Origin of the sequence: Providencia sp. wls1916 (assembly GCF_009706585.1) — a bacterium.
Lineage (GTDB): Bacteria > Pseudomonadota > Gammaproteobacteria > Enterobacterales > Enterobacteriaceae > Providencia > Providencia lanzhouensis.
In genome coordinates this window covers 55,274-75,133 of record NZ_WLUL01000004.1, presented here as the reverse complement: position 1 = coordinate 75,133, position 19,860 = coordinate 55,274, and the positions used below count along the sequence as shown (strand labels likewise).

General features: G+C 39.6%; 7 protein-coding genes and 1 pseudogene. 5 read left to right on the top strand and 3 right to left on the bottom strand.

All coding sequences use genetic code 11. The annotated features are described in order from the left end of the window. Positions 1-172 precede the first annotated feature (172 nt). The 5 genes and pseudogenes from aphA (at position 173) to GKR61_RS01785 (ending at position 14,965) form a co-directional block, all read left to right on the top strand. A complete protein-coding gene (aphA, locus tag GKR61_RS01805) occupies positions 173-886 on the top strand; it encodes an acid phosphatase AphA (protein WP_036951738.1) in 714 nt (237 codons plus the stop codon). Positions 887-1,254: 368 nt separating this feature from the next. After that, positions 1,255-2,982 (top strand): annotated as a pseudogene (gene ldtD, locus GKR61_RS01800) (L,D-transpeptidase). A 314-nt stretch (positions 2,983-3,296) separates the two neighbouring features. After that, positions 3,297-3,845: a YcbK family protein gene (locus tag GKR61_RS01795; protein WP_036951733.1), complete on the top strand. Its 549-nt coding sequence runs from the start codon at positions 3,297-3,299 to the stop codon at positions 3,843-3,845. Positions 3,846-3,884: 39 nt separating this feature from the next. Further along, positions 3,885-4,532: an MBL fold metallo-hydrolase gene (locus GKR61_RS01790; protein ID WP_154639497.1), complete on the top strand. Its 648-nt coding sequence runs from the start codon at positions 3,885-3,887 to the stop codon at positions 4,530-4,532. Between the two features lie 212 nt (positions 4,533-4,744). Next, complete coding sequence (locus tag GKR61_RS01785; protein WP_154639496.1) at positions 4,745-14,965, top strand: anthrax toxin-like adenylyl cyclase domain-containing protein; 10,221 nt, start codon at positions 4,745-4,747, stop codon at positions 14,963-14,965. A 74-nt stretch (positions 14,966-15,039) separates the two neighbouring features. Here GKR61_RS01785 and GKR61_RS01780 read toward each other — a convergent pair whose 3' ends face one another. From GKR61_RS01780 to asnS, 3 genes are all read right to left on the bottom strand, one after another. Continuing rightward, positions 15,040-16,230, bottom strand: coding sequence for an amino acid aminotransferase (locus tag GKR61_RS01780; protein ID WP_108478899.1), 1,191 nt, complete (start codon positions 16,228-16,230; stop codon positions 15,040-15,042). 325 nt (positions 16,231-16,555) lie between these two features. Continuing rightward, positions 16,556-17,695, bottom strand: coding sequence for a porin OmpC (gene ompC, locus GKR61_RS01775; RefSeq protein WP_272537398.1), 1,140 nt, complete (start codon positions 17,693-17,695; stop codon positions 16,556-16,558). A 555-nt stretch (positions 17,696-18,250) separates the two neighbouring features. Then, on the bottom strand, positions 18,251-19,651 hold the full coding sequence (asnS, locus tag GKR61_RS01770) for an asparagine--tRNA ligase (RefSeq protein WP_154600320.1): 1,401 nt from the start codon (positions 19,649-19,651) through the stop codon (positions 18,251-18,253). Between the last annotated feature and the right edge of the window lie 209 nt (positions 19,652-19,860).

The following is a 19,860-nucleotide window of genomic DNA, read 5'->3' as shown; positions in this document are numbered from 1 at the left end:
TTTTATTATCTTTGCATTTTTAATTTCTTTATTTTTATTATCTTCATTTCCCTTTAAATCATTAATAGATGACCGCAATGAGATTTGAATCTCATTTTTATGTAATGAAAACTTTTATCATTGCAGTCCGTGAGTAGTTAATCACGAAATAAAACTATTATAAGGATCGAACATGAAGAAAATCACACTAACGCTAAGTGCAATTGTATTAGCGCTGAGTTTTACGGCAACATCTCAAGCCAAAATTCCAATGCCAGAAACAGTCAGTACTGGAGTGACAGTTGCGGAATTAGCGGCACAACAACCGGTTCATTGGGTCTCTGTTGAGCAAATTAAACAGAGTTTAGAAGGTAAAGCACCAATGGCGGTGGGTTTTGATATTGATGACACCGTTTTATTCTCAAGCCCAGGTTTTTACCGTGGAAAACTTGAATTCTCCCCAAATGATTTTAGCTACCTGAAAAACCCTCAATTCTGGGAAAAAATGAATAATGAGTGGGATAAATTCAGTATGCCAAAACAAGTGGGCATCGATTTAGTTAAAATGCACTTGGAACGCGGTGATAAAGTTTACTTTATTACAGGTCGTACACAGACTAAAACTGAAACTGTGACTCAATATGTGCAAGAAGGCTTAAGAATTCCTGCAGATAAAATGAATTCAGTCATTTTCGCTGGTGATGAACCCGGTAAAAATAATAAAGTAAGCTGGATGCGTGACCATAAATTAACTATCTATTATGGTGATGCTGATGCGGATATTGCTGCGGCTCATGAGTTAGATATTCGTGGGATTCGTATTCTCCGCGCTTCAAACTCCTCTTACCAACCGTTGCCAAAAGCAGGTCGCTTTGGTGAGGAAGTTGTTATCAATTCCGAATATTAATATTCGATAAAAAGTTAGTTAAAGGTGATTATTCGCCTTTAACTAACAAAATAGTGTTTATTTATTGATGATATATTCCAGCGATTTAATATAACTTATATTAAATTAATTCTATTGAGAGAATAAAAGACGTCAATATTTGATATGTTATATCGTTTAGTTTTGGTGGAAAATGCAAACAATTCTATTTCTCATGCTGTTTTTATAAATAGTGCTCATTTCAGATAGCCTACCTCAATAACTTTTTTCATCAATAAAGACAAAATTAGTCAATTCCTATAACATTCTTCTCAGAGTTAAATATAATCAAATAGTGTCACTATAATAAAAAAATAATGTTATCCATGTAGTAACTTTAAGGTGGATGTATGGCAAAGAGAAGAGTGAAAGCTCTGCAGATCTCAGTATTATGTGGGCTGATGGCGATGCAGTTCCCTGCATTTTCCGCAGCAGAAAATACGCAGCAAAACAGTATGGAAATTCAACAACCTCAATCAGTTGTTGCTGAAGAGGTGAGTAAAGTCACGGCAAAAGAGAGCTTGGAAAAGCTTAACGCATCTTTGCCTGTAGAAACAAAATTGGTGTTTGCGGACCAGTTGGCAAAAATTTATGCAGACAGGCAAATGCAATTGTTATGGCAAGATGAAACGGCAATTAGCTAGTTTCAACAGCAATTAGCGGAGCTTGCCTTAGCGGGTTTCCAACCTCAATTTAGCGAATGGTTAGTTTCATTGGAAAATAGCCAGCTGAGCGAAATGGGGCGTGATGCTATTTTATCCGACGCTATGTTGGGGTATTTACAATATCTTTCTTCTGTTGAGTCAACGGGACAATATTGGTTATACACCAGCCGTCCTTATAAAATTATCGCACCAACTGCAGCACAAATGAAACCGTGGTTAGAGGCTGAATCTGAACATCGCCTGGGTGAGTGGGTGAAGGCTCAAGCACCGAAACACGCGATGTATCAGCCGATGCGCAAAGAGATGCTAAAACAGCTCGCATTGCCGGAAGATACGTTAGAAATTACAAGTACAAAGGCATTAAAACCGGGTCAAGCCAGTGATGATGTCATTACGCTCCGTGAGATTTTAGTGCGAGATGGATTATTGGAAGCCTCTGCGGTTGGTGAAGCCGTTGATGCATCCGCACCGCCAGAAGAGATCAATAAAGTCACCGCCAATGCCCGTGTGTATAGTGATGACTTAGTGGATGCAGTGAAAAAATTTCAGCTTCAATATGGTTTAGAAGCTGACGGTGTGATTGGTAAAGGCACGCGTGTTTGGCTCAATATGCAGCCAAAACAAAAAGCGGGGCTGATGGCACTGAATATTCAGCGTTTACGGATTGTGCCGGAAAGTAGTGGTACAGGAATCTTGGTGAATATTCCTGCGTACACATTGGATTTTTATCTGAATAACGACATCATTTTGGATTCGAAAGTGATTGTTGGGCGTGCAGATCGTAAAACGCCAATTATGAGCAGCGCACTGAATAATGTGGTGATTAACCCACCTTGGAGTGTGCCAACCAGTTTGGCGCGCAAGGATATTGCGCCGAAAGGTAAAATGGATCCAAGCTACTTTAGCCGCAAAGGCTATACGGTTTATTCAGGTTGGGGGCAAGATGCTTATGAAATCGACCCTTATACAATCGACTGGGAAAATATTACTCCAGCGAATTTCCCTTATCGCATTCGTCAAGCACCAGGCTCAAGTAACTCTTTAGGGCGTTATAAGTTTAATATGCCAAGCTCAGATGCGATTTATTTGCATGATACACCGAACCATAGTTTGTTTAATAAAAATGCCAGAGCAATTAGTTCAGGCTGTGTTCGTGTAAATAAGGCTAGTGAGCTAGCGACGATATTATTAGGTGACGCAGGTTGGGCTCAGACTCGCATTGATGGGGCATTAAAAGAAGGTTCAACACGTTATGTGAATATTCCTGACCGTATTCCTGTGTACCTTTACTATCAAACTGCGTGGGTTGATAAAGATGACCAACCGCAATACCGGGCTGATATTTATCAATATGATGGCAGTATTGGTAATGCAGAAAAATATCTGCCTGCAATCAAAGTAATTTTAAAATAGTGACTATTACTCGAGGGGCTTAGGCTCCTCGATGCTATTTCCTGCATTAATTCCTAAATCTTCCTAACAATTCCGTTTTAATATATTTATATATTGAATGCATTGTGTTTACATATCATACGCAGTAAGGAATTAAAGTCGTCTTAATCGGCATGTTATAAGTGATTTCGCTCACCTTTTTGCATAAAAGTGATGGATTTTCCTTAATTTACGCAATTCTTTACATAATTATACATTAAAGCTAAATATCCTTTGCTAGACTGATAAAGTTGAAATGTATATTTACTGAATAATTAACACCTGAGTTATCACCTATGGATATGATTGATCAAAACCGCAGAAAGTGGTTGGGAATTGGTGCTGCCGCAATCGGTCTGGGACTATTACCTAATCATGTACTTGCTGCAATGAGTACACCTCGCCCAAGAATTTTACGTTTTCAAAACTTAAATACAGGTGAGTTTTTAAAGACCGAATTTTTCGATGGTCGCCGTTATAATAAATCTGAATTAGCTCGCTTAAATCACCTTTTCCGTGATTATCGCTGCGATAAAGTGAAAACCATTGATCCTAAATTATTTGACCAAATTTATTTACTGCAAATGATGATGGGAACCAATAAGCCAGTTCAGCTGATTTCAGGTTACCGTTCATTAGAAACGAATAATGCATTGCGTCGTAAGAGCTCTGGTGTGGCTAAACAAAGCTACCATACCCGTGGGCAAGCGATGGATTTCCATATTGAAGGCTTGCAGCTAAGTAACATCCGTAAAGCGGCATTAAAAATGAGTGCTGGCGGTGTGGGCTATTATCCGAAAAGCAATTTCATTCATATCGATACAGGTCCAGTGAGAACATGGTAATCTGTGCATAGGTGACACAGATTATGGAGTGATTGTTCGATGAAATATACTATTATCCCAGTAACCCCGTTTATGCAAAACTGTCAGGTTATCTGGGATGAAACCTCAATGAATGCAGTGATTGTTGATCCTGGTGGTGAGGCTGAAAAGCTGATTGCCGCCATTGAAAGCCGCGGATTAACATTAGCAAAAATCTTACTTACCCACGGTCATTCTGACCATATTGGCGCCTCAGCCCCCCTTGCAAAACATTTCGGTGTACCGATTTATGGTCCGCAGAAAGAGGATGCTTTCTGGATTGAAAATCTCGCTGAGCAAAATGCGATGTTTTATATTGGTGATTGCCCTGATTTCACACCAGATCATTGGTTAGAAGAGGGGGATAGCATCACGTGTGGAAATATTCAATTTGATGTGCTGCATTGCCCTGGCCATACACCCGGTCACATTGTTTTTGTGAACCATGCTGACAAACTCATCTCCATGGGCGATGTGTTATTTAAAGGTGGTGTCGGGCGCAGTGATTTCCCGCGTGGTAATCATCAAGACCTTATCGCATCGATTAAAAATAAATTGCTGCCTCTTGGTGATGATTATCACTTTATTCCAGGGCATGGTCCTATGTCCACATTAGGGCATGAGCGTATTTCTAATCCTTTCTTACAAGATGAATTACCGGTTTGGTAATGATGTTTGAATAAAAACCTCCTATAAAAGCCTCTTAATTGGGGCTTTTTTGTATAAAAATTTAAAACTCATTTATAAAAAAATAAACTATATCCTAATTATATTTCTTCGGTTTTATTCTGTTAATTATCTTTGGTATTTTTTAATAAATAGGTAATCAGTTGCTTATTTATTAATTTAAAGAATATATTGATTTTAACAATGAGGTATAAATGCCAAAGCCAAATATTGAGTTGAGATTTTCACAAGAAACGTTATTAATTAATTTAAAAGAGTTTGATAACAAAGGGAAAATCGCGAATTTTTTCAGAGGCGAAAAATCGCAAAGTAGGTTGAGTCACTTAAAAAAAATGGTGACATGGGATGGTGTGGATTATTCCATGTCAGATGGCTACTGTTATGGGTTTTCAAATGAGTTCTTATCTTATAGTTCAATAGGCCAAGGGAACGATTATCTTAATAAGTTAAATGAATTAATAAATATTATCGATGATAAAACAGAATATAAAAATGCTTATGATAAAGTCAGAGCTAAATCATTAAAAATGCACGCAAGTGTACTATTCAATGAGTATTTAAAAGATGTGATATATACTCATAGAATCGAAACTGATTCATCCGTTATTCATGCAAATTTATCGTATCGGTATGTTACGCCAATTGAAGGGAAGTCTTTTCTGGAATATATGAGTCATTCGATTGATGAAGGTATCGAATCATATAAAAAATATCGTGAAAAAAATAAAAATAAGCAACAGTATGCAGATAATCTTAAAGAGCTTCAAAAAATAAAATTACATCAATTTTACGATGCGTTGGAAATCGAATTTAGCCAGATTGAGAAACGTAATAATCCATTGGCCCAAGACCCTTGGTTCAAACAGTTTCATGAACGATTTTCTAGCCGGAAAAATGAAATAGCGAAAAACTTTGATATTAACGATGCGAATTTTTCTCAAGAGATGATCTTAAAGAGTCTTGATTTTGATAACTATAAAATTCAAAAAGAAAACAATAGGAAAAACGGAGTTTCATTAGATTTAGATAATCATAATTATAACGGTAGGGAGAGCTATCGTAGCGAAATTAACCTCAGTGAATTTATTCATAAAATTTCTAGCCATACGAATAAAAGTCAAGAAATATTATTGTTTGAATTTAAGGCTGTAAATCATTCCATGGCATTGGTAGTAAATTACAATCAGAAAACGCAATCATGGGATTACAATTTCTTTGATCCTAATTATGGTGTTTTTAAATACTATGACGAAGCAAGCTTCAAGGCATTTATTATCGACTTTGTTGATAAACAGGCAGATTATTACGGTTTTTTAAGAAAGGAAAATGGTGATTTTGGTATCGGTTACTCATCATTTTATAAAAATGAATTTCAAAGAGCACCTTTAAAAAATCTTAATATTGAGAATATTAAGCTGACAGAAAGCTTGCTTTTAGCTGAAGGGAAAGAAACTGTTTATCTCGATAACAATAAAAAAAATAAGTTGATATATCAAGAATTTTTCTTAGAGAATGAATTTGTTAAAATTAAAGCGGATTTAAATGGGAAAAAATATTTTATCTTCACTGATATACTCGATGTGGCAGAATTGAAAACACGAATAAATGATAATCTGGAAACGTTATCTAAAATATCAGGTGATATCGTTATTTCTCAAAACGAAAGCAAAGTGTATTCCGTTAGCAGTAACTTTGATGTGATTAAATTAAAAAATGTAGTAACTTCCGCACCAAGTCTTCATGCCAGTAGTCATAATTACGCGAATATCAACTTAAAACTTGAACCATTATCAACGCCGGAAAAAAATAAAAATATCGGGATACCCATTGAGCACCAAAAAGCTTTTTCACTAGTAGCAGATAGAGAGAATATTATTATTGGCTTTCGTCCGGTAGATGAGAAATCGAGTTCATTGATGCAATCCGGTCACTATAGTAGTAAAGGGCTGGCGATAAAAGGAAAGAGTGCAGATTGGGGACCTCACTCAGGATTTATACCTGTCGAACAGAGATTTGCTAAATCATCAGGACGGGCAGAAAGCAAAAAATATAATAGTTATGTCCAAGATTCGCTGGCGGAAGGCAAGGGTGTTTCGGTGATATTGGAAATAACATCTGAGCGTATTAACGAACTCCAACAATATAAAACCATTTCATCACCAACGACTATAAATAAAAATGGCGATATTCAGGTTACTTCTGTTCTTGATGGAAGTGAATTCCATTTTATATTGAAAAAATTAACTCGAGATGGAGTGGATACTTGGCAAGTCTATTATCAAGATAATGGTGAAATTAAACCACTTTATGTTGTTGGTGACCCTAAAACGGGGAAAGCCATGACCGCAGATTATGATTTATTCAGTATTATTTTCCCAATTTCAGAGCTGGAACACTATGTCAAAGTGAGTGAAATGCCAACTTGGGCAGAATGGAAAGCCAGTGTGAATTATGATGAGCTAACTCCACGTCAGAAAGCGTTATATACCAATGAAGCGGAATATAATAAGTATGAAGGTAGGGACAATGGCATCACTAATAACAGAATTAAAGAGATCAAAAATAAGCTAAACAAGGAGCTTGGCCGCACAGATGGTATGGAGTTAATTCACCATGGTGCGGATGATGCAAACCCGGCAAGTGTCATGAAAGAAAACTTTCCGATTACGTTTTTCCCACCTAAAAAATTAAAGATACGAAATGCCTTAACAGGTTTCTTCGAAGCGATATCCATCTATTTTCCGATGAACGCCTTTGGCGCCATTATTATTTATAATGTAAAAGAACTATCAAATTTTCAGCAGCTACTAATCAACCAAGGTTATCGTGTTCCATTAAATAAAAAATGGAGTATAGGGGATCTTAAGCAATATTTTGATCCCCAAAAAAAAATATCAAGCAGCTTTATTGAAGGGCGTGCTGAGTTGGCGCGGAAAAAAAGCTTAGCCAATCAATTCGAGCTTAATGTGGATGTTGCGGCAATTCACCAACAGCGTCAGCACTACGATAATGAAATGGAGCGACAACTCGGCAAACCCGTCGCTCAATTAGATACAGGATTTGATGATATTTATCTTCAGCATATGACGCAGAATCATTCTGAGTTCCTCGCCGGGGAGCGATCTCCGACAACCGACTCAATTGATCAGTGGCAGGATCCTATGTCGCGATATCAAGAGGCTAAAAAACAAAATACGGAAATGATCAGTTCCGTAAAGCCGACGAAGTATGATTACAATGTGATTATTCAGCTTGGAGGGGATGATATCTCTGCATGGTCGACGGCGTACGCATTTTCTAAACACCCCGATGATTCAATGGTGGTGCAATTTGATATACAAACCAAGCAATACAAAGTGTTGCAAGGGGATGTCGAACGGCTAAAAACAGGGAAAGTACGTTGGATCACGGTGGGACACGGTAAATATTACGGCCAGCATCAGCCGACAACGTATGTAGGGAAATCTGCGCAGCAGTATGTTGATGGCCTGCGGTATTTAAAGCGCCAAATATCAAATACTCATAATCCCGATAAATTGGTGATGCTAGGATGTAATTTAAGTCGTGGAGGCGTTAATGAAAACTTTGCGATGAAAGCTGTCAGCCTATTTGCCGAACATAATATGCATATGCCAGTAACGGCTTATAATCGGAATATTAATAATGATTATCTAGGAACAAAATTTATTGCGCCAACGGGTGATCCTAATGAATCCACGAGTACCGATGGCTATAAGTTTGTTTATCAATATCACCCTGAAACACAGCAAATTCGTGTCAATCGGCAATCGAGCACACTGTTTTTTATCAATGAAGTGCGCCGTGGCGAATTATCCATAAGCCAATTAAACGACTATACCGAACCTGACCATTTCTCTGCATTTAGGGATCCTGAGACGCGAAATTTAGATCTCAATCTCTTGAAGAAAGTGATTTATAACCCTGAAGCTTACCGATTATTTGTCGGTGAGTTAAAAAAAATGGGTGGGGAATTACCCGATAATTTCTATCGTGATTTTACGAAAAAACTAAATCAAGAAGGAATGACGTCTATCCCATTATGGAAAATGGTTGATAAAACACGTATACAAAAACTATCCAGCCCGACATCGACTGTCACAGACTCAAATTTAACGGTCATTATCCGCCTTACTGGTGATGGAAAAGGTCGCCAACTTGCAGAAAGTTGGGCAGCGAAAAATCCATATAATACGCTGATTTTTCAAATGGATGCAGAGGCGAAAAAATGGACTATTGAATACGGTGAGGCTTCGATTGCCTCATTAGTAGAGAGCCAAAAAAAGGTGGATTGGCTGCTGATAGGTGATGGTGAAACCTTACGTACATCAAATATAAACTTGGTTTCAGGACTAGTTGCGGTTAAACAAAAATACCCATTCGCGGCACCAGACCATATTCTATATCACTCCATGAGTAAGGGGATGATCACCGAGGCTGCGGAACATCGCAGCTTTACTTCTGAGCTTGAAGCGACGTTAAAACAGCATGGGTTCGAGACTAAGGTGTTGTCGAAATTTACTCATGAGCGAGGAGCGTCATCCACAACAAAAGGGCAAAAAATTCAAGCGTTGTTTGAAAAAGTAGCACTAGGAGAACAGGATCTCAACGCGATCCGTTTGACAGACCATCCTTATTTAGCAGACGATTTTACGAATGAGCACGGGAATTTTGACCAACGAAAATTCAAAATTGCACTTCACGACCCGTTCGTCAATGCAGAATATAACCAATCGCTGAACAAAGATAAAACTCAGCTACGTTCATGGTTATCGGAGAGTACTGAGCCGGACCTGCAATTGTCTCACCCGCGACAAGCAATAAAAATGCAAAGGTTGCTGTTAGCCATTAAAAATGATTTGTCGGTATTAAATAATCTGAGTGACCACTCAATTGAGTTACTTAAATCTCTATTTCCTGCAGGTGATGGGATTGATAAAGGAAAAATATTAGATTTGGTTACTGACCATAATAAATTTATGCTTTTTAGTGATAAATTAGAGGGGCTTAGCCAGATTAGTGATAGTCATTTTGATGGGGAAAACGCGTCCCTGAAAGGGCTTTCATTTTCAGAGGCATTAGATGCTTATGAAAATAGCCAAACTCAACGTTTGAAACAATATAATCAGTTATTGAATTATCAAAACCAGATGGAGGCGGGATATCATAGCGGTTTAATTAATCATGGAATAATTCGCTCAGATAAGCCGGCTCAATCTATCGACCAAACGTTAGGTGCCGTATATGCCATTGAATATCATCTGACAGACAGTTATGCCGCGAGAAATTTCTTAGAGCAAAAAGCACAACTTGAATGGGCTAAACAACAAGATATTTTAACGGACTCTGGAGAGGTATTGCTGGATAAAATACAGCAATATGAGCAGGATATAAATACGCGAGTTAAAAATAGTGGGGTCACGATTGCTGATCAATCAATCTCAACACTATTTTCCACTAAGGCTGACTCGGTAAATGGGATTGTATTCTTGAAAGGGAAAATGACCAGCTATACCGTTATTTACGTGAAACGCAATGGTGTTTATGAATTTAGTTTATTTGACCCTCAAGGCATCCAATTTACCAGTGAAAATGCCTCTCTTCAGACAGCAAAGCATCAATTTAAACAACATTTAAAAAACTATTTTAATCAAACGATAGAACTTGCTGATGGACAATCTATTTCTCGGGGAGCTTCGGCAGGATTTCAGTTAACTAGCGATGGCGATTTTAGAGCCGATCTTCAATTTATCAATCTTGAAGATAGTGAATTGAAAGAGGCGCTATCTGAACCGTTAAATCAGCGAACATTAATTATGGAACAGGCGGAGTTTAATTCGACCCAAAATCGTTGGGTTGAATTAAATGGAGAAAAAATAGCCTTTTCTAAATTACAGCATCTCGGCGCGACAATAGATGGAAAGCCTATTTCTCATGGAGATATGGCATTACCTAATCTGCATAAGAATATACGCTTTTCACCTGAAAAATTGGCGATGTATTTTACGTTAATGGACGGGAATAAAGATGATATTGCGTTTATAAAGATATTTTATGAACAATTAAGTTCAGGGGATATTTATCAATTGGTGAAACGTGATGCAAACTTTAATGAGTCTGGACTGCTTAAAAAACAATTTAAATATTTAGCAAATGATGTAGATATTCAACAAGAGGCTATTTCATCATCTACATTAAAAAAACTTCGGCAGGTAGGTATGCAATTACCGTTATTTCACCGGATTGCTAATCGCTTTGGGCAAAGCATGGGGGGAGCCGGGGCTATCCAGAGCCTCATTGGGGCTTATTCAATTTTAAATAGATTGGATAACCCAGATATCACTGCTGAACAAGCTAAAGAGTTAGAGAAGCAGCTGTATTTACTTTGTGGCTCTGCTTTTTTTAATTATGGCGACATGATAATACAGCCATTAATGTTAAATGTTGCTTCAAATAAAGGTACGACTTCTTTAGTTAGGGCAAGGGTCGCGGCAGGTGTTGTCGTTATTTTCAATTTAGTTGGGATGGGTATCGATGCTTATCAAGCCTACGATAATCTTTCTAAGTTAGATAGTGTAACTGATCCTAAGCAGCGCCAAGATTTAATTGTTAATGCGTCATTTTCGATTGTTAGTGCGGTGGTGAATGGTGTCACGGTTATTGCTGTACTCGTAGGCGCTTCCACTGTCCCTGTGGCGGGATTAGTCGTTGGGGGGATCTTACTTGTTGGTGGCTGGATCTATAACGGTGTTCGTGCTGTCGAAAATATTAAAGCAGTGATTGATATTGATTGGGATCGTGAATTAGAAGAAGGGATTCGTGGGGCGTTAGGACTAGAGCCCACGTTACGTAGCCAACAAGAAATGAGTACCCAGTTATATATCAATGCATTTAAAGAACAAGAGTGGCAAATGGATCTTGCACAGTTTAAAAACGGTATTTTACAAGCCGGTTTTGATCATCATTTGACGGTTATAGAGAAACCCACTTATGAAAATGAACCCCGATATTATTTAGTTGACGACTACGGTAATCATTTTTATGGGACTCTAGCAAATGAATATCATGGTATGCACACTTGGGGATTACGTTATACACAAAAAGGTGCACCATCGTTCACTGCGGAGGAAGTCGATTTTATTTTGGCAAATCAGGTGATAAGAGATACTACATGGTATCGAAATTTAAGAAAATTTTATGCTAATCACGGATGGAATCTGAGGAAAAATTTTAGCACGCGTAAAAAAGCTAAAGAGGTTATAGACCAAAAGCGTACAGGGAGTGTGCCAACCCACGAACGCTATTATTTAAATTCCGCCTACAATAATCCACTACTTGATGAATTTCAAACTCGTCATCGTATATCAAATGGTGACGTTACATTATCGTTAAAAGATCAATTAGATAAATCGAACCCTGAGCAGTTGAGCTTCTATTCAAAAAAAAGGGAGTTTGGTGTATTAGGGCAGCAGATATTGCAAGAAAATGAGCGACTAGAAAGTGAGCATTTAGTTAATGATAAAAAAGGTATTAGCCTTTATCTTAAGAACCCGCATAGCCGAGGAACGAGTTGGAATACAGGGAATGGCAATGACTTGCTTATCGGCCATCAAGAACAAAAAAATGCCTTCCAAGTTCTTTCTGGGGAGAAATATTTTGCGGGGGGAAATAAAGACGACCTGTTTTATATTCGGGACAGTAGTTTAACGTCACTTCGTTCCCGTGATGATAATAAACCAACAAAGTACCTAGATGGTCAGCAAGGACAAGACACTGTCGTGGTCGATGGCTTACCTGAAGATTACGATGTCCATGCCAATTTAGCGTTAAATAGTTTGCACTATAAACATCAGTTTACACATCAATTTATTTCGGTTGCCCATTTACAAAGTATCGAGAATATCCTCATCAAAGGAAATAGCAATGACCAGTTACGTGGCAATGATATGGCTAATATTCTTGATGGTGGATTGGGTAAAGATTTACTTATTGGGGAAGGTGGTAACGATAAACTGATTTTAACCCAAGGAACGGCAGTGGGCGGTCAGGGCGATGATAGTTACCATATCCGACGTTTTGATTGGACGACGGATGTGGATAACCTTTATCTGACGAACCGTTATTGGGATAGGAAACTAAAAGCAGTCAAAACAAAAACGACGCTTAACCCAATCTACCAACATAACCATCAACAGTATCACGTAAAAGTGGTTATTGATGAGTCCAGCCAATCTCAAAGCATTGTTAGCCTAGCGTATTCACTGAATGAAATAAAACAGGTCTATCTTCAAGATAATAACTTGTATCTCGTCATTTCGCTGCCTAGCTCCAAGGTGGATGATTTTACTTACAGCAATGTTGAGAGTTCGGTAACGATTGTCTTGAATAACGTGACTACGGTGAGCCAAGGTCAACAAAAAGCCAACCATACTTATCGGTTACATACGAAAGATGGTTTTGTGATGACCAGCCAGATCAAAGTGTTAGATGAAGGGATGCCGACTCAATTCTTCAATATTAGCTATATTCAAGAAAATGACCAACTCACAAGTTCGGATGGTAAATCAGTCAAAATTGATGAAACGTTAAACGCCATTACCATCAACCAAAATCGCCATCATATAGCTCCAAGTTGGGGATGGTTTACGCCAGTTGGGCGAGCGGAGAATTTGGTGTATCAGGGGGATGATAAGAACAATCTATTATCACTGATTAGTTCTGGAAGTTACATTCATACCAGCCGCGGAATAGATACCTATCAAATCGTACATGCGGAAGATGAGCGTTCGACAATCACCTTTGATTTTGCATCGGTTAATGGGCAATTTACGGCAGATGATAAAGTCATCTTACTTCTGCCTACCGATAATGGTTATGCATTGTCAATGGAGGGGTTAACGCTATATAGCAAGGATAAATTCGGTCAGCGGCAATTAGCGATTAATTTCGTCAATGTTGATGACAAATTGACCGATGTTATTTTGATTCAGGATAGAAACAGCAATATGTTTTCATTAGATTTGCAGACTCAGAGCCTTATGCCACTGAAACCTGTTTCTAAGAGTAGTGACAGTGCCGATGAAATTATTTTACCAGTAGGCTATCTGTCTGAGCGGCATATCATTGATGGGAAAGATGGCGATGACATTATTATCAATAGAAGCCTAGCCAGTTACATACTGATAGGTGGTGAAGGGGATGACAATATCAAAGCTATTGATGGTAATAATGTGTTATATGGTGGCGCCGGAGACAATTTTTTGAGTGGTGGTGAAGGCGATGACTTATTGTTGTCAAGTCAAGGAAATGACACCTTAATGGGGGAGGCGGGGAATGACCACTATGTTATTGATGGAAACCATTCTGGTACTGTTTATTTAGAAGACAATCTCGGTGATAACCACATCCATCTAATTAACTTTAAACCACAAGTGATTAAGGATGCCTCAGGGGAAATACAGTATCACCTTTATGTTTCTCAAGCGGGAAAAATCGTCAAAATCAAACCGCCAACCGATGGCAGCAACGCTAGTGTTACTGTGCATCACTATGAGCAATTAGATGCGGAATATTTCTCTTCGGCAAAAAATGGAATGACACCATTAGTAGACTACTTATCCGCTCAACAGGATTTAGCTAAACAGTCTGGTCGATTAGCAACCTGGAAGCCAGTGAGTGAATTAGCTGAAACATTAAAGGGAATGGCTAAACCATTGAAACAAACCACAGGAAATGATGCCATCTTAATAAAAACACCTAGCGAACACTTTTTGATAGATACGTTAGATGGCGATGATGAAATTGTTGATGAATCCTCCCAAGGGCGCGTGATCAAGGGTGGGAATGGGAATGATAAACTGATTTGCTTTGATGGTGAGAACGTTCTGTATGGTGGGGAAGGTGATGATACTTTACTGGCAAAAGGTATGGGGCGGGATGTTCTGATTTCGTTAACTGGCAATGACAAGCTTTCCGGCGAGAAAGGCGATGATCTCTACATTGTGAGTGGTCATGGGCAAGGAAATGTGGCCATTCATGATTTTGAAGGGCGTAATCAAGTGGCTCTGATTGACTTTAAGATAGATGCTATCCGTTATCAGGAAGTATCTCCTACTATTGTGGAGACAACCTATCAGTCATACAGCGGAAGAACGGTCACACTACGCCATAATAATCACCAAGGTTCGATGGCTAATGTGATGCAGGTGATTCACATGAATAATCATCCAAAACTTTCACAACCGAATGTGGATTTAAAGATTGATCGTTTGGTTCAACTGCTTGCAGAGCAGCGGATTGAGCATGAAAGCAATTTGGAAAATCAATCTAAAAAGAATTCGCCAGTGCCTCATTGGGGCGCGGTGTCGACAACGGAGTATTTTCTTAACGTTCTGTAATTCCTATTGATGTAAAAACAAAAAAACACCCCATTAAGGGGTGTTTTGCAATTCATCAGATTCCAAATTGAATCTTAAAGCACTTTTACAATAGCATCACACAGCGGAACCATGTTTTCCAGTGTTAAGCCAGCCACGTTGATGCGGCCAGAACTTACTGCGTAGATACCAAATTCGCTACGTAGACGCTCTACCTGCTCTTTAGTTAGCCCACTGAAGGAGAACATCCCATTTTGGTTGATGATGAAGCTAAAGTCTTGTTTAGCGCCTTTCTCTTCCAATGTTTTAACCAGCAGTTGACGCATACGTTTAATACGTTCGCGCATTGAGGTCAGTTCTTGGATCCACTCAGCTTTTAATGTTTCATCAGACAGGATAGTGGTAACCACCGCCGCACCGTGTGCTGGTGGGTTGGAGTAGTTAGCACGAATAACCGCTTTCGCTTGGCTAAATGCGCGCTCTGCGTTATCGCTATCTTTGGCGATGATGGTGCATGCACCCACACGCTCATTGTACAGACCGAAGTTTTTCGAGAATGAGCTGGCAACAATCATTTCTGGGTTGTTTTTGGTGAAAATGCGTAAGCCTTCTGCATCTTCATCTAAACCTTTCGCAAAACCTTGGTAAGCGAAGTCGAATACAGGTAATAACCCTTTTTCAGCACACAGAGCAGCCAGTTGAGTCCATTGCTCTGGCGTTGGGTCAATACCAGTTGGGTTATGGCAGCAGCCATGGAGAACAATCACATCACCAGCAACCGCAGATGACAGGCTGTTTAGCATGCCAGCAAAGTCCATACCGTGGTTGGCTGCATCGTAGTAATTGTAAGTCAGCACTTCTAAACCAGCTGCTTCGAAAATATTCTTATGGTTAGGCCACGTTGGGTTGCTGATCCAAACACGCTTTGCGTTAGTTTGTTTAGCAATGAAATCGGCTGCGATACGCAGGGCACCTGTACCACCTGGCGCTTGCGCCGTACGAGCACGTTGTGAGCTGATGATTTCATGGTTAGCACCAAACAGCAGCGTTTGAGTGACACGACCAAACTCCGGCATTCCGCTAATCGCGAGGTAGTTTTTGGTATTCTCGTTGTCTAGCAGGAATTTCTCTGCTTTTTTGACGGTGTCTAGAACAGGGGTTTTACCTGATTCGTCTTTGTAGACACCGATACCGAGGTTGATTTTGTTATCGCGAGGATCAGCACGGAAACTATCAGCAAGACCGAGGATAGGGTCAGCTGGGGCAGAAATGATTTTCTCAAACATATTGTCGATTCCAAAACTCTGTGGTTTAGCTGAAAAGAGGTACAACGGAAAATGTCGAGCTATCAGAGTAACTTGGAAGAGGGTTTTTGCCAATTGTTTTACTAAAAATTGGTGTGATCTTGTGAGCTAGATAGCCATTACATCAAATTTAACCAAAAATTGAGTATAGACCAGTGAGTTAATCTAATTAGTGGGATTATTAACAAATAAGAGGGTTAGTCGATTCGATGATAGAGGAATAAAATGCGAGCAATAAAAAAGCAGCGCCGGAGCGCTGCTTTCAAAAACATGATTTACTGTTTTCAGATTATCAGTTAACTGATAATTAGAATTGGTAAACTAAACCTAAACCAACTACGTTGTCAGTCATCAGACCAGCTTCGTTAGTGAAGTCGTTGTCTTTCAGCAGGTTGATTTTGTAATCAACAACTGCAGACATGTTTTTGTTGAAGTAGTAGTAAGAACCTACAGAGATGTATTTAACTAAATCTTGGTTATCGTATTTGTCACCAGCATCGCTAGTGAAACCTAAAGCTTTACCTTTAGATTGGTTATAACCGATAGATGGTTTCAGACCGAAATCGAACAGGTATTGAGCCACTAATTCAACGTTTTCAGTTTTGTTAGCGATGCGGTGAGCTGAACCGTAGTGAGTCGTGTTCAGAGTTTGACCGTACATAGCTGCTAAGTATACGTTGTTAGCGTCAAATTTTGCACCAACGTTCCATGCTTCAGCGCGTTCGCCGCGTGCAGTAGAAGTCAGAGCTTTTTGAGCTTCAGTACGAGCAGAGTTAGAGTAACCACCACCCAGAGTCACGCCCCAACCTAAGTCGTAAGCTGTTGCGAAACCGTAACCGTCACCGTTGTCTTTGTAACCGTTAGACCAAACATCATTTTTGTCCTGTGCAGAAACACCTGATTTGTTAGAATCAGTGTTTTTGCCTTGGTATTGCAGCGCGAAGCTCAGGCCATCAACATAACCGAACATATTGTTGTTACGGTAAGTAGCTAGGTTACGGTTACGTGAAGTCATGAAAGTATCAGACTGAGCCATGGTGTCGCCGCCCCATAATGGGAAAACGTCGGTCCATGCGTTCGTGTCATAGATAACACCGTAGTTACGGCCGTAGTCGATAGAACCGAAATCTTTGAATTTCAGACCAGCGTAAGCTAAACGGTTTTTGTTATCGTTGTTGTTTTCAGTTTTGTTAGTCTTAGTTTCCCACTCGAAACGACCAAAACCAGTCAGTTGGTCAGTGATTTGAGTGTCACCTTTAACACCTAAACGAACACGTGAATCGTCGCCGTCTTCGCCGCTTTCTGAGTTAGCGAAGTAGTGACGAACGTCAACTTTACCGTACAGGTCTAATTTGTTGCCGTCTTTGTTGTAGATTTCAGCTGCGTTTGCTGCACCAGCAGCTAACAGAGCTGGGATAACCATTGCAAGAATATTGCGTTTCATCATTATTATTACCCTCATTGGTGTTATTCGGACACCTGCCACTGCCAAAAATAATCCATAAATTTCTTTTGAACTATTTATGAGAGATTAGTGTCGTCTTTAGTCGGCGTCCAGTGTTCCATTGGTAGATAAATTTATCTACCCCCAAAATGCTACAAAAACGAAGATTCTGAAACAAATGGTAACAAGGTGTTTCTAAATGTAAAAAATAGAGTAAAAAATAATCACTCATCCTACCAGTTGAAAAAATTTTACAAAAAAGAGGGAACTTTTTTGAAAGACAAATTGAACTTTTTTCGAACGATATCATTCATTGATGAGGGAAAAGTGTACTGACAAATAAGAATGGGAACACGCTTAAAGCAGATTATTCTTAGTCGGAATAGGAATCGTTAATAAAAAAGCAAAAAATAGGGTAGTAAAAGGAAAACTGTGACAGTGCTCTCAAAATATTCAATCAGGGCCAATAGTTAATAATAAACAGTAGAGATAACAATATCGGGCCACTTAGTGACCCGATATGAATAACCATTTAAGCCGTATAACGGGCAATAGTCATTAGAATGCCGCGTTTCTTGGGGTACGTGGGAATGGGATCACTTCACGTACGTTGCTGACGCCAGTGACGTAAGCAATTAAACGCTCAAAACCAAGACCGAAACCGGAGTGTGGCACGGTGCCGTAACGGCGCAGATCACGATACCACCAGTAATCTTCTTTATTCATGCCCATTTCTTCTAAACGTGCATCCAGTCTATCTAAACGTTCTTCGCGCTGAGAGCCACCGATGATTTCACCAATGCCAGGGGCTAAGACATCCATCGCAGCAACGGTTTTACCGTCTTCATTAAGGCGCATATAGAAAGCTTTAATATCTTTCGGGTAGTTTTTAACCACAACTGGCGCTTTAAAGTGCTGCTCTGCTAAGTAACGCTCATGTTCTGAAGACATATCGACACCCCAATAAACTGGGTTTTCGAATTTCTGACCGCAGGTTTCGAGGATTTTGATCGCATCGGTATAGTCAACTTGAGCAAAATCAGAACTCACAAAACGTTCCAGACGGTTAATCACATCTTTATCGACACGTTCAGCAAAGAATTCAAGGTCATCACGACGTTCGGTTAATGCCGCGTTGAATGCATATTTCAGCATTTCTTCAGCAAGACCTGCGATGTCATCTAAGTCAGCAAATGCGACTTCAGGCTCTAACATCCAGAATTCAGCCAAGTGGCGGCTGGTGTTGGAGTTTTCAGCACGGAAAGTTGGACCAAAGGTGTAGATTTTGCTTAATGCAGTCGCATAAGCTTCGCCGTTCAGCTGACCAGAAACCGTTAAGAAGGCTTCGCGACCGAAGAAATCTTCGCTGAAATCCACTTCGCCTTTGTCATTACGTGGCAAGTTGTTGTAGTCCAGTGTAGAAACACGGAACATTTCACCCGCACCTTCAGTATCTGATGCAGTGATAAGTGGGGTAGAAACCCAGAAGAAACCCTGTTCATCAAAGAAACGATGCAGAGCTTGCGCTAATGTGTGGCGAACACGTGCAACAGCACCGATTAAGTTAGTGCGTGGGCGCAAGTGAGCGGCTTCACGTAAAAACTCGACGCTGTGGCGTTTGGCTGCCATTGGGTAAGTATCAGGATCTTCGACCCAACCAACGACTTTCACGGACGTTGCTTGCAATTCAAAAGATTGGCCTTGACCTTGAGATTCGGTCACGACACCGGTGACTTCCACAGAGCAGCCTGTGGTTAAATGCAGGACTTCGTCATTATAATTAGATAAATTATTATTGATGATAGCCTGTAATGGGTTAAAGCATGAACCGTCATAAACGGCGAGGAAAGAAAAACCAGCTTTTGAATCTCTCCTTGTACGTACCCAGCCTTGAACGGTGACTTCAGAGCCCACCGCCACACGGCCTTGCAGTACATCGACTACAGGCGCAACGATCATAAAAATTACTCTCTTTTAAATAATATTAACGATATGAGATGACGAGTATGCGTTATTGGGGTTGACTGCTTAAGGGTTTACAAAGAAACACTATATAAGAAGAAAACTCACGATAAGAAAAAGCGATAACCCGACATCTTTTCCGAAATCCCATATTTCAGGGGTAATCTGCTATGTTACTTGCCATTTGGCAGGAAACAAGTAAAAAA